Origin of the sequence: Ramlibacter sp. (assembly GCF_035554825.1) — a bacterium.
Lineage (GTDB): Bacteria > Pseudomonadota > Gammaproteobacteria > Burkholderiales > Burkholderiaceae_C > Ramlibacter.
Genome location: NZ_DATMHS010000093.1, coordinates 1 through 21,623 on the forward strand (window position 1 = coordinate 1; position 21,623 = coordinate 21,623).

At 65.7% G+C, this 21,623-nt stretch carries 26 protein-coding genes; 8 read left to right on the forward strand and 18 right to left on the reverse strand.

Annotated elements, in window-relative coordinates; genetic code table 11:
* Together gspD and VNT59_RS11650 are read left to right on the forward strand one after the other, a co-directional pair.
* Positions 1-1,180, forward strand: a 1,180-nt coding sequence (gene gspD, locus VNT59_RS11645) for a type II secretion system secretin GspD (protein ID WP_325498575.1), incomplete at its 5' end; no start/stop codon positions are given.
* Between the two features lie 4 nt (positions 1,181-1,184).
* Positions 1,185-2,573: a GspE/PulE family protein gene (locus VNT59_RS11650; RefSeq protein ID WP_325498576.1), complete on the forward strand. Its 1,389-nt coding sequence runs from the start codon at positions 1,185-1,187 to the stop codon at positions 2,571-2,573.
* Here VNT59_RS11650 and VNT59_RS11655 read toward each other — a convergent pair.
* Positions 2,570-2,743 carry a hypothetical protein gene (locus VNT59_RS11655; protein ID WP_325498577.1) on the reverse strand — a complete coding sequence of 58 codons (174 nt, stop codon included), beginning with the start codon at positions 2,741-2,743 and terminating at the stop codon, positions 2,570-2,572. The genes VNT59_RS11650 and VNT59_RS11655 overlap by 4 nt on opposite strands.
* A 32-nt stretch (positions 2,744-2,775) precedes the next feature.
* On the reverse strand, positions 2,776-2,976 hold the full coding sequence (locus VNT59_RS11660; protein WP_325498578.1) for a hypothetical protein: 201 nt from the start codon (positions 2,974-2,976) through the stop codon (positions 2,776-2,778).
* A 318-nt stretch (positions 2,977-3,294) separates the two neighbouring features.
* Here VNT59_RS11660 and VNT59_RS11665 point away from each other — a divergent pair, with 318 nt between their 5' ends.
* The 5 genes from VNT59_RS11665 (at position 3,295) to VNT59_RS11685 (ending at position 6,693) form a co-directional block, all read left to right on the forward strand.
* Positions 3,295-3,780, forward strand: coding sequence for a response regulator (locus tag VNT59_RS11665; protein WP_325498579.1), 486 nt, complete (start codon positions 3,295-3,297; stop codon positions 3,778-3,780).
* Entirely contained in the window at positions 3,777-4,361 is a 585-nt protein-coding gene (locus tag VNT59_RS11670; protein ID WP_325498580.1) for a response regulator, read from the forward strand. The genes VNT59_RS11665 and VNT59_RS11670 overlap by 4 nt, the downstream gene beginning before the upstream one ends.
* Positions 4,362-4,399: 38 nt before the next feature.
* Positions 4,400-5,749 carry a cytochrome c3 family protein gene (locus VNT59_RS11675; protein ID WP_325498581.1) on the forward strand — a complete coding sequence of 450 codons (1,350 nt, stop codon included), beginning with the start codon at positions 4,400-4,402 and terminating at the stop codon, positions 5,747-5,749.
* 2 nt (positions 5,750-5,751) lie between these two features.
* Complete coding sequence (locus VNT59_RS11680; protein ID WP_325498582.1) at positions 5,752-6,297, forward strand: cytochrome b/b6 domain-containing protein; 546 nt, start codon at positions 5,752-5,754, stop codon at positions 6,295-6,297.
* A 129-nt stretch (positions 6,298-6,426) separates the two neighbouring features.
* Complete coding sequence (locus tag VNT59_RS11685) at positions 6,427-6,693, forward strand: hypothetical protein (RefSeq protein ID WP_325498583.1); 267 nt, start codon at positions 6,427-6,429, stop codon at positions 6,691-6,693.
* A 59-nt stretch (positions 6,694-6,752) separates the two neighbouring features.
* Here the strand turns inward: VNT59_RS11685 and VNT59_RS11690 are convergent, their stop codons facing one another.
* The 3 genes from VNT59_RS11690 to VNT59_RS11700 are packed head-to-tail and all read right to left on the reverse strand — an operon-like array spanning position 6,753 to position 9,011.
* Positions 6,753-7,484: an amino acid ABC transporter ATP-binding protein gene (locus VNT59_RS11690; RefSeq protein WP_325498584.1), complete on the reverse strand. Its 732-nt coding sequence runs from the start codon at positions 7,482-7,484 to the stop codon at positions 6,753-6,755.
* Complete coding sequence (locus VNT59_RS11695) at positions 7,462-8,229, reverse strand: amino acid ABC transporter permease (protein WP_325498585.1); 768 nt, start codon at positions 8,227-8,229, stop codon at positions 7,462-7,464. The genes VNT59_RS11690 and VNT59_RS11695 overlap by 23 nt, the downstream gene beginning before the upstream one ends.
* Before the next feature lie 17 nt (positions 8,230-8,246).
* Positions 8,247-9,011 (reverse strand): basic amino acid ABC transporter substrate-binding protein, encoded by a 765-nt coding sequence (locus VNT59_RS11700; protein ID WP_325498586.1) that lies wholly within the window; start codon positions 9,009-9,011, stop codon positions 8,247-8,249.
* Between the two features lie 254 nt (positions 9,012-9,265).
* Here VNT59_RS11700 and VNT59_RS11705 point away from each other — a divergent pair, with 254 nt between their 5' ends.
* Positions 9,266-10,228 carry a DUF2279 domain-containing protein gene (locus VNT59_RS11705; RefSeq protein WP_325498587.1) on the forward strand — a complete coding sequence of 321 codons (963 nt, stop codon included), beginning with the start codon at positions 9,266-9,268 and terminating at the stop codon, positions 10,226-10,228.
* A gap of 30 nt (positions 10,229-10,258) precedes the next feature.
* Here the strand turns inward: VNT59_RS11705 and VNT59_RS11710 are convergent, their stop codons facing one another.
* The 13 genes from VNT59_RS11710 to VNT59_RS11770 form a co-directional block, all read right to left on the reverse strand.
* Positions 10,259-11,122, reverse strand: coding sequence for a class I SAM-dependent methyltransferase (locus VNT59_RS11710; protein ID WP_325498588.1), 864 nt, complete (start codon positions 11,120-11,122; stop codon positions 10,259-10,261).
* Between the two features lie 549 nt (positions 11,123-11,671).
* Positions 11,672-12,364, reverse strand: a complete 693-nt coding sequence (locus VNT59_RS11715) for an endonuclease NucS domain-containing protein (protein WP_325498589.1) — start codon at positions 12,362-12,364, stop codon at positions 11,672-11,674.
* A gap of 27 nt (positions 12,365-12,391) precedes the next feature.
* The gene (locus VNT59_RS11720) at positions 12,392-13,012 is read right to left on the reverse strand and encodes a GIY-YIG nuclease family protein (protein WP_325498590.1); all 621 of its coding nucleotides are present in this window, start codon (positions 13,010-13,012) and stop codon (positions 12,392-12,394) included.
* Positions 13,013-13,035: 23 nt separating this feature from the next.
* On the reverse strand, positions 13,036-13,518 hold the full coding sequence (locus VNT59_RS11725) for a hypothetical protein (RefSeq protein ID WP_325498591.1): 483 nt from the start codon (positions 13,516-13,518) through the stop codon (positions 13,036-13,038).
* Positions 13,519-13,642: 124 nt separating this feature from the next.
* A complete protein-coding gene (locus VNT59_RS11730; RefSeq protein ID WP_325498592.1) occupies positions 13,643-14,842 on the reverse strand; it encodes a tyrosine-type recombinase/integrase in 1,200 nt (399 codons plus the stop codon).
* Between the two features lie 98 nt (positions 14,843-14,940).
* Positions 14,941-15,324 (reverse strand): hypothetical protein, encoded by a 384-nt coding sequence (locus VNT59_RS11735; RefSeq protein WP_325498593.1) that lies wholly within the window; start codon positions 15,322-15,324, stop codon positions 14,941-14,943.
* Between the two features lie 87 nt (positions 15,325-15,411).
* Positions 15,412-18,057, reverse strand: a complete 2,646-nt coding sequence (locus VNT59_RS11740; protein WP_325498594.1) for a DNA-primase RepB domain-containing protein — start codon at positions 18,055-18,057, stop codon at positions 15,412-15,414.
* Between the two features lie 395 nt (positions 18,058-18,452).
* A complete protein-coding gene (locus VNT59_RS11745; RefSeq protein WP_325498595.1) occupies positions 18,453-18,869 on the reverse strand; it encodes an antirestriction protein in 417 nt (138 codons plus the stop codon).
* 141 nt (positions 18,870-19,010) lie between these two features.
* Positions 19,011-19,142, reverse strand: a complete 132-nt coding sequence (locus VNT59_RS11750) for a hypothetical protein (protein ID WP_325498596.1) — start codon at positions 19,140-19,142, stop codon at positions 19,011-19,013.
* 194 nt (positions 19,143-19,336) lie between these two features.
* On the reverse strand, positions 19,337-19,843 hold the full coding sequence (locus tag VNT59_RS11755) for a hypothetical protein (RefSeq protein WP_325498597.1): 507 nt from the start codon (positions 19,841-19,843) through the stop codon (positions 19,337-19,339).
* A gap of 75 nt (positions 19,844-19,918) precedes the next feature.
* Positions 19,919-20,269 carry a hypothetical protein gene (locus VNT59_RS11760; RefSeq protein WP_325498598.1) on the reverse strand — a complete coding sequence of 117 codons (351 nt, stop codon included), beginning with the start codon at positions 20,267-20,269 and terminating at the stop codon, positions 19,919-19,921.
* A gap of 59 nt (positions 20,270-20,328) precedes the next feature.
* Positions 20,329-20,727, reverse strand: coding sequence for a hypothetical protein (locus tag VNT59_RS11765; protein ID WP_325498599.1), 399 nt, complete (start codon positions 20,725-20,727; stop codon positions 20,329-20,331).
* Between the two features lie 448 nt (positions 20,728-21,175).
* The coding region (locus VNT59_RS11770) for a hypothetical protein (RefSeq protein ID WP_325498600.1) at positions 21,176-21,623 on the reverse strand (448 nt) is incomplete at its 5' end.

Genomic DNA, 21,623 nt, shown 5'->3' on the forward strand with positions numbered 1-21,623 from the left:
TGGCGGCGCCGCGGCGAGCGCGCCCGCGGCGGCGCCGACGGCCGCGGCGGCGGCGGGCTCCACGCCGGCCACCGCACCGACGCAGGGCGCGGCGCCGCCGCAGACCGGCGGTCAGATCCAGGCCGACCCGGCCACCAATGCGCTGATCATCACGGCGCCGGAGCCGCAGTACCGGCAGCTGCGCGCGGTGATCGACCAGCTCGACGCGCGGCGCGCGCAGGTGTACGTGGAAAGCCTGATCGCCGAGGTCAACGCCGACAAGGTCGCCGAGTTCGGCATCCAGTGGCAGGACGTGCTGGGGCACAAGGGCAACACCAACATCGGCGTGATCGGCACCAACTTCAGCATCGGCGGCGCCAACATCCTGGGCGTGCAGCAGGCGGTTTCCTCCGGCGGCACCGCCGGCACCGCGCCGTCCACCGGCATCAACCTCGGCCTGGTGCGCCACACCAACGGCGTCTACATGCTGGCGGCGTTGGCCCGCTTTCTCGAGACCAATGCCGGCGGCAACGTGCTGTCCACGCCGAACCTGCTGACGCTGGACAACGAGGAAGCCAAGATCGTGATCGGCCAGAACGTTCCGTTCGTGACCGGCCAGTACACCAACGCGAACGTCGGCACCTCCGGTACCGTGAACCCGTTCCAGACCATCGAGCGCAAGGACGTCGGCCTCACCTTGCGGGTGCGGCCGCAGATCAGCGAGAACGGCACCGTGAAGATGCAGATCTTCCAGGAGGTCTCGAGCGTGCAGCCGTCGTCGATCAACTCGCCGCAGGGCCTGATCACCAACAAGCGCTCGATCGAATCGAGCGTGCTGGTGGAAGACGGGGCGATCGTCGTGCTCGGCGGGCTGCTTCAGGACGAATATGCCGGCAACCAGGAGAAGGTGCCCGTGCTGGGCGACGTGCCGGTGTTCGGCAACCTCTTCAGGAGCGAGACCCGCAGTCGCAAGAAGACCAATCTGATGGTGTTCCTGCGTCCGGTGGTGCTGCGCGATGCTCCGAGCACGCAGGACATCTCGCTCGATCGTTACGACCTGATGCGAGGCCTGCAGGGAGGGGCGCAACCGAAATCGAGCGTCGTGGTGCCCGTGAATGCAGCGCCGGTGTTGCCGCCGATGGTGCCGCAGACGCCGCCGCCGGCGGTGACCACGCCGGTGCCGCCCCCCACCCCGAAGTAAACGAATGCGCTATCCCCTGCCCTACGCTTTCGCGCGCGGCAACCAGCTCCTGCTGGAAGACGATGGCCGGGAGCTCACGCTCTGGCACGGCAACGGCCCCGCCAGCGCCGCCCTGACCGAAGTGATCCGCAAGTTCGGCGTGCGGTCGCTGCAGATCCTGGACGCCGCGGCGCTGGCGCAGCGGATCAGCGCGGCGTACGCGCAGGGCGAGTCGAGCGCGGCCACCGTCGTGAGCGAGGTGCAGAACGATGCCGACCTCTCGCGGATGATGCAGGAGCTGCCGGCGGTCGAGGACCTGCTGGAAACCAGCGACGACGCACCGATCATCCGGATGCTCAACGCGCTGCTGACCCAGGCGGCGCGCGACGGCGCGAGCGATATCCACATCGAGCCTTACGAGCGGCATTCGAGCGTGCGCTTTCGCGTCGACGGCGCGCTGCGCGAGGTGGTGCGGCCGAATCGCGCCCTGCACGCCGCGCTGATCTCGCGCCTGAAGATCATGGCGGAGCTCGACATCGCCGAGAAGCGCATGCCCCAGGACGGCCGCATCAGCCTGCGCATCGGCACGCGCGCGGTGGACGTGCGGGTCAGCACGCTGCCCAGCGCGCATGGCGAACGGGCGGTCCTGCGCCTGCTGGACAAGAGCGAAACGAAGCTGAGCCTCGAATCGGTGGGCATGACCGGCGACACGCTGCAGCGCTTCGAGGACCTGATCTCGCAGCCGCACGGCATCATCCTGGTGACCGGCCCCACCGGCTCCGGCAAGACGACCACCCTGTACGCGGCACTCAGCCGCCTGGATGCCGCCACCAGCAACATCATGACGGTGGAGGATCCGATCGAGTACGAACTGGCCGGCGTCGGCCAGACGCAGGTCAACCCGAAGATCGACCTCGATTTCGCCAAGGCGCTGCGCGCGATCCTGCGGCAGGACCCCGACGTGATCATGATCGGCGAGATCCGCGACTTCGAGACGGCGCAGATCGCGATCCAGGCCTCGCTGACCGGCCACTTGGTGCTGGCCACGCTGCACACCAACGACGCCGCCAGCGCGGTCACCCGCCTCACCGACATGGGGGTGGAGCCGTTCCTGCTCAGCTCGTCGCTGCTGGGCGTGCTCGGCCAGCGGCTGGTGCGCAAGCTGTGTCCGCAGTGCCATGGCAAGAGCTGCGCTGCCTGCAACCAGACCGGCTACCAGGGCCGCACCGGCATTTTCGAATTGATGGTGGCCAACGACCACATCCGCGCGCTGATCCACCAGCGCGCGGCGGAGGCGCAGATCCGGGAAGCAGCGCTGGCCGGCGGCATGACGCTGATGCGCGACGACGGCGAGCGCCTCGTGCGCGAAGGCATCACCTCGCGCGAGGAACTGGTGCGCGTGACGCGCGACTAGCGCCCGCGGCCCACGCGCTCGGGCGCGTGCGGCTGGCCGGGAAGCTCCACCGGCACGACCTGGCGGCTGTCGTCCTCGGACGGCGGCGCTGTGGGCTTGGGATCGCCCGGCTGCGGATCGGGATTGCCCACCGGCGGCACCGATTCCGGCGCTGGGACGTCAGGCGACATGCGTTGGAATTCCCTCATCGGATGGCGCCCCGTCAGCCGGCCACGTCAGCGCCGGCGCCCGTGCGCGGGTCCGGCCGCTCGGCAGGCGCCTGGGCTCCTGCGCGATCCGGTTCGGCCGACGTCGCGCCGGCCGGGTCGTCTTCGGCTTGTTGGCCGGGCTTCGGTTCGGGATACCTCGGTTGCGCTGGCTGGTGCATCAGCTCGGCGCCTTCCGGCGTTGAATCGATGGGCATGGCGGCTCCTTGGCTGGCATTGTGGCCAGCGCCAACTCGCGCGGTCGCCCGGCAGGCAGGCCGAATCGCTGTCGGCCGCCGTCCTACGACGGCCGCGCCACCGCGGTGTATAGAAAGCCCGGCCGTACCCGGCTGCCCGCAAGTCGTTGAATTTGCGGCGGGTTTGCGCCCGGCCGTGCGCACGGGTGCACAAAGAAAATGTACTTCGGCCCCCATCACCCGCCCCGGCGCGCCCGCAAGTCCTTGATTCCGCGCGAGAAAACCAGGTGGCATGGCTGATGCTTTGGACGAGGCAAGCACTACCTCGAGCGCGCCGCCATGACCCCCCAAGCCCGGATCCTGATCGTCGACGACGAAGAAGTCGTGCGCCTCAGCTTCATGAGGATCCTGGCGGACACCAGGTACAAGGTCAAGGCAGCCGCCAGCTGGACCCAGGTCACGCAGGCCATGCAGGAGGAGCCGGCCGACGTCGTGCTGCTCGACCTGCGCATGCCCGAAATGGACGGCATCACCGTGCTCAAGGCGCTCAAGCAACAGTGGCCCGACAGCGAGGTGATCGTGATCACCGGCTATCCCACGCTCGAGACGGCCAAGCAGGCCGTGACGCTGGGCGCCTACGACTATCTCACCAAGCCGGTCAATCCCGAGCAGGTGATCCATGCCTCCAACGCCGCCTGGCTGCACAAGCGCTGGGCGCTGCACAACGACCGCGCCGCCACGGCCGGAGGGGGCCGCCGCGGCGACGCCTCGGGCGGACAGGGTGGGTTGCCGGATCAACCCGATTTTTCGAGGACTTCATCATGAGTGAACTGCGCAAGGTATTGGTCGTCGACGACGACCCGGTGGTTGGCGAAAGCTTCAACCGTGTGCTGTCCCGCAAGGGCTATGCCGTGATCACCGCCGGCAGCGGCGACGAGGCGCTGGCCAAGCTGCAGGCCGAGAAGTACGACCTCGTGTTCACCGACCTGCGCATGCCCGGCATGGACGGCCTGGAAGTGGCCGAGCGCGTCAAGGCGCAGCAACCGTGGATGCCGGTGGTGATCGTCACCGGCTACGGGAGCCAGCCGACCGAGGCCCGGGCCCGCGAGCTCGGGGTGGCCGAGTTCCTCAACAAGCCGCTCTCGCCCGAAATGATCGAGGACAGCGCGGCCAAGGCCCTGGCGCGGGCCGAGGTCGCCGCGGCGCCGCCGGCCAGCGCCGCGGAAGTGGCGCCCAGCGCGCCGGCCAGGAAGCCGAACCTGCTGAAGAACATGATCCTGTTCCTGCTGGCGCCGTTCGTCGGCCTCCTCTACGCCGTGCTGCTGCCGTTCGTGGGCATCGGAATGATCGCCTACGCCGCCCTCAAGAAGGATGCCAGGCCAGCCGCCGCGGGCAAGGCCGAATGAGCCGCCGCGCCAACAAGAACACCATGCAAGAGGACTCCATGACACCCTGCCGAACCGCGGGCGCGATCGTGAACTGGCCCCGCCTCGTGAGCGCCTGTGCGGGCGCGCTCGCGGCGCTGGCCTTTTCCCTTTCCGGCATTCCAGCTCATGCCGCCGACGCGAAGACCACCGAGCTGTCGAAGGAAGACAAGGCCTGCCTCGAGTGCCACGCGCGGCCCGAACAGGCGAAGCTGCTTGGCAACGGCGAGAAGCTGTCGCTGCAGATCGGCGCGAAGGGCTTCGCCGAATCCGTGCACAACACGAGCGGCTGCGAGGCGTGCCACGCCGACGTCGACGCGGCCCACGGCAAGCAGCCGAAGAAGATCGAGAGCCGGCGCGCGCTGGCGCTCGAGATGATGGACAGCTGCCGCGACTGCCACAAGAAGGCCGTCAAGCAGTACGAGGACAGCGTGCACTCGGCGCTGGTCAAGACCGGCAGCGACAAGGCGCCGCTGTGCTCCGACTGCCACAACCCGCACGCGACCAAGTCGCTCAAGGATGCGTCCGCCGACGAGCCGGTGGTCTGCAACAAGTGCCACCAGGGAATCGGCAAGGCCTTCGCCGCCAGCGTCCACGGCAGCTCCGGCGATGAAGCGCTCACCTGCAAGGACTGCCACCGCACGCACAACGTCAAGGCGGCGGCGTTCGCCGACCACCTGAAGAAGGAATGCGTTTCCTGCCACAAGGAAGTCGCCACGTCGCATGCGAGCTGGCTGCCCAATACCGAGCGGCACCTCGAGGCGATCTCGTGCCCGGCCTGCCACTCGCCCGACGCCAAGCGGCGCGTCAACCTGCGCCTGTACGAGGGCGCAGCGCCGCAGCAATCGAGCGAGAAGGTCGGCGTGCCCAAGTTCGTCAAGCTCACCAACTGGGCCGACAGCACCGGCGCCGGGCTCGACGCGCGGGCGCTGTGGAGCCTGCTGCAGGAGTTCAACCAGAACGGCTCGTCCGGCAAGTCGGTGCTGCGCGGCCGCCTGGAAGTGCAGACCGGCGAGCAGGCCCACCAGCTCGCCGGCAAGGCGCGCGGGATCAAGGACTGCGACACCTGCCATCGCCAGGGCGCCATGGCGTTCCAGAGCGTCAGCGTCAGCATGGCCGGCCCGGACGGCCGCCCCCTGCGGCACGAAGCGAGCCAGGGCGTGCTGACCTCGGTCGAATCGATCGGCTCCGTCGGCGGCTTCTACGCGATCGGCAGCACCCGCATCAAGCTGCTGGACGTGCTGCTGCTGATGGTGCTCGCCGCCGGCATCCTGGTGCCGGGCGCCCACCTGACCATGAAACTGCTGGCCAAGCGGGCGCGCGAACGCCACGCGGCCGGCCAGAGCGAATCATCCGAAGCGAGGAACTGATCATGAGCAAGGTGTATGTCAACCCGCTGCCGGTGCGCATCTGGCACTGGACCAACGCGGCGCTCTTCATCGTGCTGATCGTCACGGGCGTGCAGATCAGGTACCTGGACCTGTTCCAGCTGATGTCGTTCCGCACGGCCGTGGTGACCCACAACTGGGTTGCCTTCGCGCTGATCGCCAACTTCTTCCTCTGGCTGCTGTTCTACCTGTTCTCGGACAGGAACAAGGCGTACCACCCCGAGTTCAACATCGTGAAGCTGACCAAGCTGTCGCTGGCGCAGATGCAGTACTACGGCTACGGGATGTTCCGCGGCGAGCGCAACCCGCACCAGATCGACCCCTACAACAAGTTCAATCCGCTGCAACGCACCCTCTACCAGATCCTGATGCTGTTCCTGCTGCCGCTGCAGTTCGCCACCGGCCTGCTGCTGTGGGACGTCAAGCGCTTCTCGAACTACATCGACCTGGTCGGGGGCGTGCGGGTTGTCGACACGGTGCACGTGCTGATCTTCATCTTCTTCATCTTCTACATGTTCATCCATCCCTAACTGGCGACGCTCGGCCACACGCCCACGGCCCACATCAAGGCGATGATCACCGGCTACGAGGACGACGACCACGAGCACGCCCCGGCGCACCCGTGACGGCACGCCGGCGACGATGCGCAGCGCAAGCCCATGGAACACGTAGCGACCAAGGACCGCTTCTGGGACCTGGCACCGGCGGCCGACAAGATCTTCTGCCACGTGCAGCGCCATCCGCAGCTGAGCACGCTGGGGCTCGACTTCGACTACGGGCTGGTCGACGCGCCGAGCGCCCGGGCGGTGGCCAAGTTCTCCTGCACCAGCTGCGGCGCCGCGACGCATGCGGTGGTGTGGGTCACCGCCGCGACCCAGCTCGACGGCAGCTGGCAGATCACGCATTCGCTGCAGTGGAACGTGTAGCGGCGGCGCCGCTGGCATCGCACAGGCGCGCCCGGGTCGCCCCGCGGCGCGCCTTGCGGTCAGAGCATCTTGCTCAGGAAGCGGCGGGTGCGCTCCTCGCGCGGACGGTCGAAGATCGCAGCGGGCGGTCCTTCCTCGATCAGCAGTCCCTCGTCCATGAACAGCACGCGGTCGGCCACCTGGCGGGCGAACGCCATCTCGTGCGTGACGACGACCATGGTCATGCCTTCCTCGGCCAGCGCCTGCATCACCCCCAGCACTTCGCCCACCATCTCGGGATCGAGCGCGGAGGTCGGCTCGTCGAACAGCATGATCCGCGGCTGCATCGCCAGCGCCCGCGCGATCGCCACCCGCTGCTGCTGGCCCCCTGAAAGCTGGTTGGGGTAGGCGTGCAGCTTGTCCAGCAGTCCGACCTTCGCCAGCAGCTCCGTCGTGCGGCGCCGCGCCTCGGCGGCCGCCAGCCCCCGCACCTTGGTCGGCGCCAGGCTGATGTTCTCCTGCACCGTCTTGTGCGGAAACAGGTTGAACCGCTGGAACACCATGCCGATCTCGGCGCGCAGCGCATCCAGATCGGTCTGCGCCTCGTGCACCGAGACGCCGTTGACCAGCACTTCTCCGCCCGACGCCTCCTCGAGCCCGTTCAGGCAGCGCAGGAAGGTGCTCTTGCCCGACCCCGACGGGCCGATGACGCACACCACTTCCGACGGCGCCACGGTGCAGTCGATGCCGCGCAGCACCTCGAGGGCGCCGAAGCGCTTGGTGAGCCGGCTAACGCGTATCGCCGCGTCCATAGCGCGCCTCCAGTTGCCGCACCAGCCCGGCCAGGCCCAGCGTCAGTACCCAGTACATGAGCGAAATCGTGAGGTAGGGTTCCCAGTACCTCGAGTACGCCCCCGCCACCGTGCGCGCCGCGTACGCCAGCTCCGCCAGCCCGATCGCTGAAATCAGCGAGGAATCCTTCAGCAGCGCGATCGCGTTGTTGCCCAGCGGCGGCAGCATGCGGCGGAACGCCTGCGGCAGGACGATGTGGAACATCGTGCGCGAGAAGGACATGCCCAGCGAGCGCGACGCTTCGACCTGGCCGCGGTCGATCGACTGGATGCCGGCGCGGAAGATCTCTGAGATGTAAGCGCCCGAATTGAGCGTCAGCGCCACCACGCCCGACAGGAACGCGCCGTAGTTCTGCTTGAGGTTGCGCGCGGTCTCACCCGAGATCAACAGGCCGTCGGCGGGGTTGACGAACAAGGGCAGCGCCGCGAAGTGGATCAGCAGGATCTGCACGAACAGCGGCGTGCCACGGAAGAAGCTGACGTAGACCGTCGCCGGCCAGCGCAATGCGTAGCGGCACAGTTGCCGGGCCGGGGCGTGGCGCGCCTCGGCGACGCGGGCCAGGCCGATCGCCAGGCCCAGCAGCGTGCCCTGCACGATGCAGATCAGCGTCACGGCGATCGTCATCCGCAGGCCCTGCCAGAACAGGGCGGCGTACTCCGCGATGATGTCGGCCCGGAACCACCCGAACCAGAGAACCTGCTCCATCCGTGGCGCCGAGCGCGTCAGTTCGCGGGCAGCACCGGCGCCTCGGCCTGGAACCACTTCTTGTAGATCTGGGCGTAGGTTCCGTCGGCCTTGACCGCGGCCAGCCCGGTGTTCAGCTTGTCGAGCAAGGCCTTGTTGCCCTGCTTCACGACGATCCCGAAGTACTCCTTGGAGAAGCCCGGGTCGCTGACGGTCTTGAGCTGCTTGTGCTCCTGCACGCGGAACGCGATCACGCCGTTGTCGCCGATGGCCGCGTCGAGGCCGGTGTTCACCAGTTCGGAAATCACCACCGGCGTGCTTTCGAAGCGGCGGATGTTGGGGCTGGTCTTGCCGAACTCGCGCGAGGCCACGTCGTCGCCCGTGCTGCCGGTCACCACGCCGACCTTCTTGCCGGCGAGATCCTTGAGCCCGCGCACGGCGCTGTCCTTGGGCACCGCGATCAGCTGGCGCGCCTCGAAGTACGGGGCCGTGAAGTCGTAGGACTGCTTGCGCTTGTCGTTGATCGTCACGCCCGAGATCACCAGGTCGACGTCGCCGTTGTTGAGTGCCGCGAAGATGCCGGTCCACGGCGTGTTGACGATCTTGATCTGCAGGCCGGTCTTTTGCGCGATCGCCTTGATCATGTCGACGTCGTAGCCGACGATTTCCTTGGTGGGGCTTTCGTAGGCGAACGGCCGGTAGGTGGCGCTGGAGCCGACCACCAGCTCCTTGCCCTGGGCGTGCACGCCCAACCCGAACAGGACGCCGGCGGCGGCGACAACGACTGCGCGAACTGCTTTCATGAATGTTCCAGTGTGAATACGAGATGGGGCTGGCCAGCGGCCAGCGGCCAGCGGCCAGCGGCCAGCGGCTGAGCTTACCGCGAGTCGGCGGCGGCTCATCCGTTCACGGTGAAAGATTGTTGAGGTTGGTCAGCCGGGGCCCGGGTTCCGTTGACCCGCCGACGAGTCTCTTTCCGTGGACCTGGTCGTTTTCTCCACCGGCGAGCACCGCGATGCCCGCGATCGGCTGTAGAGTGCAAGCGGAGGCCATTGCCATGGATCATCGCCTCGGCCCGATCGCAGCGCGAGCTTCTCTCTGCTCGGTCTTCATCTTCGCCTGCCTTCTTGCGCCGCAGGCGGCGGTAGCCGGCCCGCCTGACCTGCCGGAGGACCCTGACGTCGACGTTGCAGCAATGGCCGCAGCGCCGCCCGGCGTGGCGCAGGACATGCCGTCGCGGGTCAGCGCCTCTGCCCCGAACCTTCGGCTGCGCAACACGCTCGTCGTCGGGTCAGGCGCAGCGCTCGTCACCGCTTACGGCTTGTCCAAGTGGTGGAAGACCGGCTTTGGCGGCGGCTTCAAGACGACCAACGAAGGCTGGTTCGGTCGCAACACGGAGTTCGGCGGCGCCGACAAGCTCGGTCATCTGTATTTCAACTACGGCACCGTGCGACTGCTGACGCCCCTCTTCGTAGAGGCGGGCAACAGCCACGAGGCTTCGGTGCGGCTGGCGGCATGGACGGCGCTGGGGATTTTCACGGGGGTCGAGGTGGCAGACGGTTTCTCGCGCCGGTGGAAGTTCAGCGCGCAGGATGCGGCCATGAACCTGGCGGGCGCGGCGCTGGGGGTGGTGCTGGAGACTCATCCCGAGCTCGACACCATTTTCGATTTCCGCGTCGCCTATCGCCCCTCGAAAGATTCCGGCTTCAATCCGTTCGGCGACTATTCCGGCCAGAAGTATCTCCTGGTGGTCAAGGCCGACGGCTTCGCGCGGTTGCGCACAAAGCCGCTCCTGCGCTACCTCGAATTCGGCCTCGGGTACGGGGCAAGGGGGTTCGATCCTGGCGGCGAGCGCCGCCGTGACATGTATGTCGGCGTGAGCCTGAACCTGTCGCGCCTGCTGGCGGATGGCTGGTACGAAGGCCGGATGCACTCGACGCCATTCCAGCGCGGGACCGACCGCCTGTTCGAGCTGGTTCAGTTCCCGTCCATCGGCTACGCGCAGCGGCGGCTGGACTGAATGCCCGTTCGTCGCCCGCCACCATGGCGGTTATCTCGTGGCCGCACCGACAAGGCATTCACCCGGCACCTCGAACCCGCCGGCCGATTCGAAACGGCGCATGGCGTCTTCCACTTCGTTCCACACGGACTCGCGTTCTTGCGGAGGCAGGTCAGCCATCATGGCGTTGAATCCGCCGAAGGCTTCTCGTGCGACCCGGACGTAGTCGGCGGAGCTGGCCGCTGCATGCGGCACCGGCACAGCGCGAACCTCCGGGTCGGCAAATCCGGCTTGACGAAAGAGGTCTTCGAGCACCCCAGGACCGCCAAGGCTGAACGGCCCGGGTTGCCCCGGAACCGGCGGCGGGAGTTGCGCACGCCGGCGGATGATGGACGCGGGCAGCGCACCCCAGCTGTTTCGATCGGGCGACGAGAAGACGGCGACGGCGACCCGGCCGCCCGGTCTCAGAACGCGGCGCCACTCGCGGAGCGCAGCTGCCGGGTGCGGCATGTACATCAGGCCGAGCCGACACAGCACCGCGTCAAAGGAAGCGTCGGGGAGATCGAGCTGCTCGCCGTCCATGGCGCGCGTCTCGATCTGTCGAAGTCCACGTTCACGGGCGACCTGCAGCGCCAGCTCGATGATCCCCTCCGAGATGTCGGTCGCCAGCACGTAACCGCCAGGGCCCACTCGCTCGGCGGCACTGACCGCCGGCTCACCGGCGCCAGCGGCGATGTCCAGGACGCGCTGACCCGGCGCAACCCGGGCCAGGTCGAGCATGACGCGGGTGGCTGCGCCGTACCATCGATCCAGCGTGGGAGTCCAGCGCCGCCATGCGGCCCCGTCCTTGTTCCACTGCTCTCGCTGCGCGTTCTTGTACTTCGCTGCGTCGAATGAGGTTTGCTGATCGGCCACAGGAGGTCCTCCCGTCGGTGAGTCGCCGATGGTGCGCGCTGTGCGGGACGCGGAGTGCCGACGCGGCAGAGACCGCTTTCCCAGCGCGGGTAACGTCGGCATTGGAGCGGCGACCCAGGCTGCTGGGCAAGTCACGGCTGCGAGGCGCCGTCTGCCGTGCTTGGACGGAGAAGCTGGCACAGCAATCGCCACCTCGTGGGCAGCGCGTCGCACGCCACGCGCAAACAAAAACGCCCAACCGATGTGGGTTGGGCGCTTGAAGACTGGTGGCCTGGGGCGGAATCGAACCACCGACACGCGGATTTTCAATCCACGTGAGAACCATAGTTCTACTTGTAAGTTGAAGATTTTGAACTAGTTTTCTGGGTCGCCGAACTCGAACCGAATCTTTGCCGAAACCGAACCGAACCTCGTGCCGAACCTGGGTCGGGACTGGCGCTCACGTGTGCCGGCGCAGAGCAACCTGCATCTCGTACTCCACGGCGATCACCTTACCCTCGACCTCCGCCACGGCCATCTTCAGCTTGTCGGTGAGCGTGGATGCGACGATCACGCCGAGCACACGCGCCCGGCGGCTATGTCGACTCGGACAGCACCCATGTAGCGAAGTACCTGACCGACGGTCGCATCGGCACCTCGGCTGACCTTGAGCTCAAGGACATACAACGTGCCGTCTTCCCCGGTCGCCAGGATGTCGATAGGGCCCACCCTGGTCGGGAACTCCACCCCCTGCCCGCCTTCACCGTACAGCCGCAAGCGCGTACCAAGAAAATCGAAGAGATGAAGGTTCTGCGCCAGGTAGTCGCGCAGGTGCGACTCAAACCGGAACTCGCTGAACGGCAATTCCGAGGGCGTATCCCCCGCCGCAGGTGAATCCCCCTGTTCCGCTACCGCCGTCGGCTCCAGGGCCAGACGTACTCGCTTGGTGCCGCTGTCGTCGGAGTAGATCTCCCAGACTCCGTGGACCGCCGGCTCATAGGGGACGAACCGGCCATCGGCCTGCCGGAATAGCTTGTCGTAGCGGTTACCCACGTCGGTGCGCCGCTCGGGCTTGCCGCTGGCGTAGTGCACGCGCGAGTTCATGTTGACGCTGTAGCAGGTCGCGTCCATCCGCGCATTCACCGGATTGCGGCCCGCTTCGGTCAAGTGCCGCGCCAGCTCTTCGAGGGCAACTGGCCTGCCTGCACTCTGCACAAATTCCACGATGATCTGACCATTCGATCTCTTGTCAGGGTCCGACATACTGCTCTCCGCGGCGTTGGTGGCGAGTCACTTTCCAAGGATCAGGGCTACGAGCTGCGTGATCTCGTGCGGCGTCGTTACGAACCACTCAGCACCTGGAGCATCTGACTTTCGCTTGCCGCGCACCTTGAGAACGTACTGCACGGCTTTCTCCAGGTTATCGGCGTCCGCATGCAGGAAGGTACCGAGGACTTCCGGCTTTTCCGGCATGGGAGTGACCTGCTGCAGGATGCGAGCCATCGGATCGCTGCCCTTGCCGATCTTGATCGGGTACGGACCGTCTGTCTTCTTGTATGCCGGGAACGTGTACCAGTAGATCGCAGGTACCTGCTGCTCGCCCTCCTCTTCCTCCTCCTCAACTTCCACCGCCACGTCATCTTCGGTTGCCGCCAGGCCGACGACGACTACCCCGTCGATCTTGGTGGCCGCGAACACTTCTGGGTGCTCCCGAACCTCGATGCCCATGCGGATGCGCAGCTTACGCCGCGCCTCAGTCGCGTCTCCCTCGTACAGCGACAACATGTGGGCGTGGAAGTCCGGGAACTCCTTCCAGAGGGCCTGCGTGAGGGCACGATAGGTGAGTTGCTCCCCGCTTTGGCCTAGCACCGCCACCATCTTCTGCCGCAAACTACTTGCTTCGCCGTCCATGCCATCTCCAAAGAAAACGGTAACTAGTCATCCTGGAAGAGCGTGCGGTTCACCGGATATCCCTTCCGCTCTAAACGCTCAATGGTCGACAGTACATAGGGATCGTTCGGTCGAAGAGCGAGCAGCGGGTTTCGAATGTGGTTCCAGTTCGAGAGTTCTCCAACAGGCTTTATGCCAAGCTCACCCATTGCGAGTGCGTACCAGCCCCAGCGGGCCTCGTGGATCATCATGTCGGGCCCCTGAGCAGGTCGTCTCAACGTACCCAGTATCTCCAACGCGCGGCGCTCCACCGCCATCTGGTCCGAGCCTGAGAGTGTTTGAAACGTCGCGGCAGCCAGCACAGCATTGTTGGCAGCAGCCGACCTTTGGTATCCCGAACGGAACTTCACGGCGGCCCAACCACTGCCGACAACTAGCGGAAGCACAAAGAGCACACTTCTACTTTCAGCGTCGAACAAGACCATGAGCCATCCGACCACCAGTATCGCCACGTAGACAAACACCATTGCAGATTCCCCTCTCTTTTTTGACCCGATCGACTACCTCCGTTTAGACATTTTGCAACATGCCAGTGGAGCCAGGAGAACCGCTCAGTGCGACTGCATGCGGTCCCCGCTCCCACAGTTACCGCTATGCGATCGCGAATGCCGCCGCGTTCGACGCTTCCTGGGCCGACTTCATGGCCAAGTACGTATAGCGCTGGGTCGTGCGGGGGTCGGCATGCCCAAGGAGCTTTTGCACTTCGAACAGGCTTCGCCCCGCAGACACCATCCGACTGGCGAAGGTATGACGCAGGTCGTGGATGCGGAAGTTCGCCGGGATTCCCGCCTTCTTCCTCAGCCGGTACCACTGGCGCGTGACCGTCGTGAACGGCTTGCCGGTGGCCGGTGACGGGAACAGAAGCTCCGACGTGCCCTGCGTGTCCAGCTGCTCGATGACCCACAGCGCGCTGGTGTTCAGCGGCAGGTGCTTCATCCTCTTCGACTTCGAGTTCGTCGCCGGGATCTTCCAGACCGCGTTCTCCAGATCCACCTGCTTCCACTCGGCGCAGAGCGCTTCGTTGAGACGTGCGCCCGTCGCCAGCAGAAACATCAGAATCAGACTCACCGTCCGGTTGGCGTCAGTCTTCAGCACCGCGACCAGGCTGGTCACCTGTTGCTCATTCAGGAAACCCTCGATCTGATTGTCCAGCGTCAGCAGGGGGATGCGGGCCAGCACGTTCTTTGACAGCAGCTCCCACGACACGGCAAGGTTGCAGATACGCCGCAGAAGTTGGACATGGTGGTTCACGGAGGCGTTGGACAGGCCCTCTGCGACCAGCGCATTCTGAAACCGCTGCACCTCCAACCGGGTGATGCCCGACAGCGGCAGGTCGCCGAACTTTGCCTTGATGCGCAGCCGATAGAGCTGCTCGTCCCGCGCCCAGGAGCGCTTGTGCACCTTGGCATGCGGGAAGTAGTGCTCCGTCATGAACGTTTCGAGGGTCAAGCCGGCATCCGCAGGTCGGGGGCTTGCAATCGGCACCGATTTCGCAGGCGCGGCCGCCGGTACCCTGCCGATGGTCCTCGCCAAGGTGGCCTTGCGCTGCACTGCGGCGGCTCGTGCGTCGCCAAGGTTCACCTCGGTGGTGCGCCCGATCTTCTCGTGGCAGGTCTTGCCCGCTGAATCCTTGTAGCGCAGGTAGTAGGTGCCCGCGCCGGGGCTTGCGGCACGCACCTCGATGTACAGGCCGGTGCGATGGGGATCGACGATCTCGATGCGGCTCTTGCCTTCGGGGCAACGCAGCTCGTGGTCGATGTAGTGTTGGTCTAGGTTCTGAATAATTGTCATGGGTTCCTTCAAGGAATGTGGATGAGGGCCAGCGCCCAACGCGCAATGCGTCAGGTGCCGGCTGAGTTGTGGGATGGCGGGGTGCCCGCCGGGGGGGGTCAGGTCGTGATCAGCTGGTATTTGCGCTTGCCGCTCTTGCCGGGGTTGCAGACCCAGATGGGCAGCAGCCCGTTGTCGGCGAAGTACTTGATGCAGCGGCCCAACTTCAGCCGATCGCCGCGGCGCCGGTCCTTCCAGTCCGGGTCGTTGCACAGGCTCTCAGCGGTCTGTTTGCGGCTCCAGTCGACGCGGCGGAAGTGCGCCCAGACCAGCCGCCACGCCAACTCGAAGTAGCCCTGCTCCACCCAATAGCGCCCGCTGAGGATCAGGCCAGGGTGTGAGGAACTGCCGCGAGGCCGAGGTCCAAAGGGGATGTCGCAGAAGGGCGCGTCGCCAATTGCAGGGGAGAGGTTTGACCCCTGGTCGGTGTTGGTGGTCGTCATGAATGTGTCTCCAAAAAAAAGTAGAACGACGCCAGCGACCGACGCGTAATGCGTCAGTCCGCCAGCTAAGGGTTGTGGGGTGCAGCGTCAGAACGAGAACGCCACTAATTCGAGGTCGAGTTCGTCCTCAGCCCCGGCAGCTTGCAGGGGCGTAGCCGAAGGTGGTGAAGGCGGTAAGGCGGCAACCTGTCCGGCCGGGACCAACGCCCAAGCGGTCCGGTCAGCGGCGTCGACGCGCTGGAACTTGCGTCCGTCTACGATCCGCCCACTGTTTTTCTTGAGGAACCAGCCCATCTTTGAGGGGTTGATGCCATCAGATTGCGTGACCGGAAACTCGCTGACCGCGTCGAACAGATCCTCGTTCAGCGTCGCCGCCGACTTCAGTTTGCGCACCGTCACCGGCTTCTCGCCGAACGTCTTGGCCCAGACCGTCATCAAGCGACCAAGCGCTTCGCTGTCGGAGTCGTTGGCCAGCTGCGCGATGATGGTCGCCACCGGGTCAGCAACGCCCAGCCACACCAGCGGATGCTGGCAGTAGTCGGCCCACGCTGCTCCGTAGCTTGCGATGCGACTCCCGGCGCGGGGGGAATCCGCCGCCTGCCAGGCTCGGATGATCGTCAGGGCAGCCGCGACATAGCGCTCTCGATTCCGCCGCAGCCGGTCCACCGGCGAGCCCTGATACTGGAGCGTCGCGGGGGACTGAACCTGCGGTTCTAGCCGTATCGTCAGGACGCGCCGCAAAAGGTCGCGAACTGGCCCGACGTTGTTGCCCGACGCGAGAAAGAGCGTGCGCGTGCTCACCGTCGCCGTCTTGCTGAGGCCCAGGATGCGGTCGGAGGAAACCGACGCCGTGAGCACTCGTTTGATGGCGCTGAACGGCTTCCAGTCGCTGTCCATGTCGTCGAACTCTACGACGGCCGGCCCTGGCATGAGTACCGCCAGCATCATCTTGGAGGCCTCCTCGGCGCTGGCCGGATAGGTCACCTTCTGGTTTGGCGCGGGGCCCGCAAAGAGTCCGATCAGTTCGCACAGGTACGTCTTGCCGCTGCCCGGCGTCGAAGCCTGAACGTGAAAAGCTGGCGCCAGCGGGAGCGTTGGCCGCACGGCTGCTGTGAGCATGGCCGCCAGGGCGACCGCCCGATCCTGCTCGGACGCGAAGTGGAACTCGCTCAAGAGCCCCTTCATCAAGGCCAACGCCTCTTTGGCCGCCGCGAGGGTGGGCTCGGGAAGTCGGTAGCGCTCCGCAGCAAATACGCCGAACCTGCCCGATGCCGGGTCATGCCCTGCCTCGGTGATCAGCTGGCCGCCGTCTTCCCGGAAGTACGGTTGGCGCGCGAATCCAGTAAGTGCGGGCAGGTACTTGAAGGTCTGAAGCTCGTGCAGCGCCTTGATGTGCTTGGGGGGTGGGTCGGTCGGGCGAGGACCGTTCTGTGTCTCGACCGTCCATTCCGCCAGCCGCGACAGCTCCAGGGTGAGCGTTGATGCATTGGCCGGCACGATCTTGGGATCGCCCGTTTCAGGGTCCTTGCCGATCGTCGCGATCAGGCCACCGGCCTCGTAGTACTTGCCGCTGTCTGCCAGCACGCGCTCCGCTGCATCGACGGCTGCATGCAGTCCGCCGGGTGTGACGGTGATGCATGGCCGATTCCGCGCCGAGGCAAAGTCCACATCGAGGTAACGCAGTAGTTCTCCGACGTGATACGTGTCGCGATGGGAGTGTTGGCAGCAGAAGCCGCCGACTGGGTGGGCCGCGTCAGGCTCGAAGTAGGCGGCGCCCGTGTCCTGCGAATCGGTGTGCTCCTGGACCCACGGGCAGGTGATGTCATGCTTGCCGCTACCCAGCGAGCGCTTGTAGAGGCCCTCCGCCTTGAGTGCGGCGATGACCGGGTTTTCCGCGGCTGATGGCGTATAGGCAGCGTTGTAGTCGCCGCCGGTGCGCCGGTTTTGTGCCGCCGCCTTCGGTTTGCCCTGCGGCTTCTTCAGATCGAGCTTGAGCAGTTGTGCGACTTCATCACCCGTATAGCGACGCTCGGGGGCCCACTCGACCAGCCTGCACACGAAGGGCTTTCCGTCAACTCGGTACTTTGGCTTGCCGTTAACGCCTATCGGCAGTCGTGCCCACCGCGCCGCGGGTCCCGAGGCTCCGGGGTCGCACAGACCTGCATCGATGATTGCGGCGAGCAGGGCGTCCACGGTCGCGGCATCGGTGATCGGCTCCTTGAAGAGGATGCCGGCCTGCATGTTGCCCGGGCTCGTTTCCAACAACCATGATGGCTTCAGGTCGCCGAGCAACTCCATCGAGATCTTGGTGCCCAGGTCATCCAGGAGGATGAAGTGACAGGCCGCGAAGTCCTGCTTGCGAGCGCGCACTTGCTGATCACCCTCAGGTCGAAACGAGGAACAGTTGAGATAGTTGTTGTTGCTGGCGATGCATCGTGCATGGGCGGCACTTAGGGGCAGCGCAGGCCAAGGACCACGTTCCGGGTCGCCGGCCTTCGTGCAGACCGCCGGGACGGCCCCGTCTGGCACCGCCTGGTACACCGCCTGCGCGAACGCAGCATTGGTGACGAGGTTTGGAGGAGTCGGTGGGCCTGCCACAGCCCCCCCTTGACCGGCTTCACCACCTTCGCCGTGGTGCTTGATCGGAGAATCGGCCGCGGCGGGCCCGGCGGGTGCCTGGGGCGGGTTTTGAGCGTCAGCGGCGCTCCGCAGTGAGTCGTTGTCATTGTCCAAAAGTGAGTTCCTTGTGTTGTAGTTATCGATCGGCCGAAGCCGCACCAACCCCCGAGGTCAGCGTTCGCCCAAAGTGCGGGTTGTGCTGTCGCTCGGGGGGCTCTGACGGAGGTTGCTGCGCACCAGTCGCACCTTTGCCCGACGTCAGTGACACGCCCGACGAGGGAGATGCGCCGACGTCTCTTGGAGACGCCCGACGTGACCGACGCGCCCGACTTGGCTATGGCGCCCGACGTCCTTTCGATTGCTCGACGTGGGGTGACATGCCCGACGTGCGCGGACGTCAGTAGCTGTAGCGTCCCCTGGTGTAAAGCAACTCTTTCGTACTCACTTTTGATTCGAGCGGTGAGAACGGCTGCACCTCCCCCAAGGCACGGCCGATCCCCCATACGCCCCTAATCGCACGCCCGGAAGATCGCCGCAGCCTCCTCGTGCTCCGCGGCATAGGCCCGCAGCGCGTAGTACTGCCCCGCGCAAGTCGCCGCGAACGTCAGGTCGGCCGAGAACGACAGCAGGCTGTACGCGTACAGGCACACCGTGATCCCGAAGGCGTCGGCGGACAGCGGGCCCTCGAAGCCGTTGTCGCAGGCCACGCGGAAGGGCAGATCGATGTCCGGCGCCATGTAGAACCCGCCGTTGCTCAGCGCGTAGAACTGCCAGTACCCGCCGTCGTAGTCGGTGGAAAGGCTGGCGGCGGTATCGAAGGCGAATGATTCGACGTGCAGGACGCGCACGCCAAAGAGCTTGCCGGTGTGCGTGGCTCGCTGCTCGGTGTTCAGGGTTTCGCGGTAGATGGTCGCAGTGGATGTCATGGTCATTGAGTGGTTGGCTCCCTCCACCAAAATCCGGACGCACGCATGCCTCCGCTCGTGGCGGATCCCCAGGTGTTCTGAGGCGCGGTCTGGAAAGGGGGAGAAGGCGGGAAGGGGGGATGTGGGTGCTAGGTCGAACCGCTAGTCCTGGTCATGCATCTCACCGGACAGCAGCTCGGCCTCGTCAGCCAGGGCTCGCCCAAGGGCTTCATCGGGCAGGTCCCGGGCCAGGACGACATCAATAACGCGAGCGAGGCAGTCTTCGTATGCCATTGCGGGGTCTCCTTCGAAGTAGGGTGATGGACAGGTATGCGGCGGCCATGGAGGCAATCGCCACGAGTGACGGGATCGGGTAGAGGGCCAGCAGGACGCAGGTGCCGACAAGAGCGATGGCGCGGTGGAGCGGGAGCAGCGCCGCCATCAGGAGGGCAGCGGAGAGCGTTGCGATCGAAACGAGCATGCGGCTCCTATTCGCCCGCGGACTCCACCGGGGCGGCCCAGGCCGGGACACTGGGCTTCCGCCTTCCCCTCTTTCCTCCTTCACCCGGGGCGGGCGCGTCCTTGACGGGGTCCAGGCTGACACCCGACTTGAGCAGGGCAGCCGTTTCGGCAACGAACTGCTCGGACTGCATGCGCACGTAGCGGTGGGCCTCGTCGGGGGACAGCGCGACCAGTCCTTCGTGCTTGAGGGCTGCGAGCAGGAACCCCGCGGTGTTCACCGACCGTCCGACCTTGAAGACCGGCAGCAGTGACGTCGCGTTGATCGAGGCACATTGGCCGAGGACCCGCTGGATGTCGGAGGCGCACACCCACTCCTTGCTGAAGACGCCCTTGCCGCTGGTGTCCCAGATGCGGAAACACACGTCGTCCTTGTCTCGGCAGCCGAGGTGGTACGTGATGGAGGTGCGGCCGGACAGCGACGGGCAGGTGGCGATCTTGAGGATGCGCGGCTCGGAATCAGATTGCGTGTTCAAGTGATGCTCCTTTGAGGTTGGTTGATGTGAGAAGGGCCGAAGTCCTTCATTGCAGATACGCGGATTTCCTCGGTTTCACGGGAGGGCTGTTAGGCGAGCCGCGCCACCCAGCTGACCCAGGACCCCTGACAGGTCCACCGCGGCCCCGCCTGCACCGCCTAAGGCAGCCAGAGCAGCCCTCGCGCCTGCCTCGTCGCCGGCAATGACGTACGCAGGTACCCCGGCAACGGCACCACGTAGGCACACCACTCCTGCGACGGCCAGGGGGTGCATCCGGACGACATCGAGCAATGCGAGGGGCTCGGCGAGGTCACGGGGGTTGCCGGCCTCGAACTGCAGGATTCCGGCGCGCTCCTCGAAGGCTTCACGCAGGTTGTCGTCCAGGCGGCAGACAAGGGCTTCGACGATCGGGCTCAGTGGGGTCATGCGGGCTCCAGAAACAAGAAAGCCACCCGAAGGTGGCTGTGGTGGTGGTGTGGGGTGCGTCATGCGGCAGGCTCCTGCGCACGGGTCGTATGCCGTCGGCACAAGGCCATGAGGTCAGGGTCGATGCCGGGGAGTTTCGGGACGAGCACCTCGACTCCCGCCCCGTCGTCGCTGAGGACGATCACCATCTCGTAGCAGCTGGGGTGCTCCTCCAGCACTTCCCACCAACGGTGGAAACCGGGTTCATCGAAACGGAGGTCATCGAGTCGGCTGTGCAGGATTGAGAAACCGAGGTGCTCGCCCAGGTGCTCCGCGGTGTCACCCTCCTCCACGACGATGAAGTAGCAGAGGTCTTCCGCCTCGTCCGCTCGCAACGCTGTGAACCGCTGTTCGATGAGCACCCGCATGCCGGCATCACCGAGCGCGGCAGCCGACGCGCCGTCACGAACAAGCTGCATCCGCGCACCTCCTACAGTTCGCATCTCGGTCAATGTTCGACACGGTTCTCTCCTATAGATTTGGGAATGATTTCAACGCCGGGCACTCGCTTGGCGTGCGGCAGGTGATTGGCTATTCGCCGCGGGGCAAGAGGGGCGTGGGGCTGCGTTTCCGCCGTGCAGAGCGATGCCACCAGAACACGATCCAGAGGGCGAGCACTACGACCAGGACGATCAGCGCCCTGCTGATGAACACGAGTACTGCCACGCGGACGGACATGGCACCCATCTCCATCAAGGTGAAGGCGGCAACAGCCGCGGGAACGATCCATAGCATCTACGGTCCTTTCAAGTTGCAGACAAAGAAAAACGCCCCGAGTCACTGGGACTGGGGGCGCGGTTGGGAGCCGAATCAGTGCGGAGCGCGTCAGCTTTCAGTCATGCGGCGCAGGCGAGATCATCTTCTGGCCTACCTCCTCGCCTTCCAGTACAGGAAGCCGAAGAGCGCGATTTGCCACAGCAGCGTAAAGACGTAATCCCCAACGAGCATTGGCGCGTCGGTGGTGAAGATGACGTGTCGGGTAGGCACCGTAATTTCCCCCATGCTCCCAAGCGCAAGCGTTTCTTCATACAAGGGATTTAGGGCGTACGTTCCAACGACCAGTACTCCAACGCCCAGGACGTAGGGCCGCCTCACCAGATGCCAGACGCCGTGCCACACCCGTTTCGCCCGCGTTTCACGCTTGCCCGCCTCACCGCGGCGGTCACCGATACGCCGTGAGCGTCCAGCCATCCCACCTTGTCTTGCGCTGACGCGCCAGTGACGATGCTGTCCATCAAAAATTGATGGACAGCAATGCAATCGCAAACATCTCAATCGCGCAGACGCCGCACGCATGACGCGCAGTTCAAGGCGG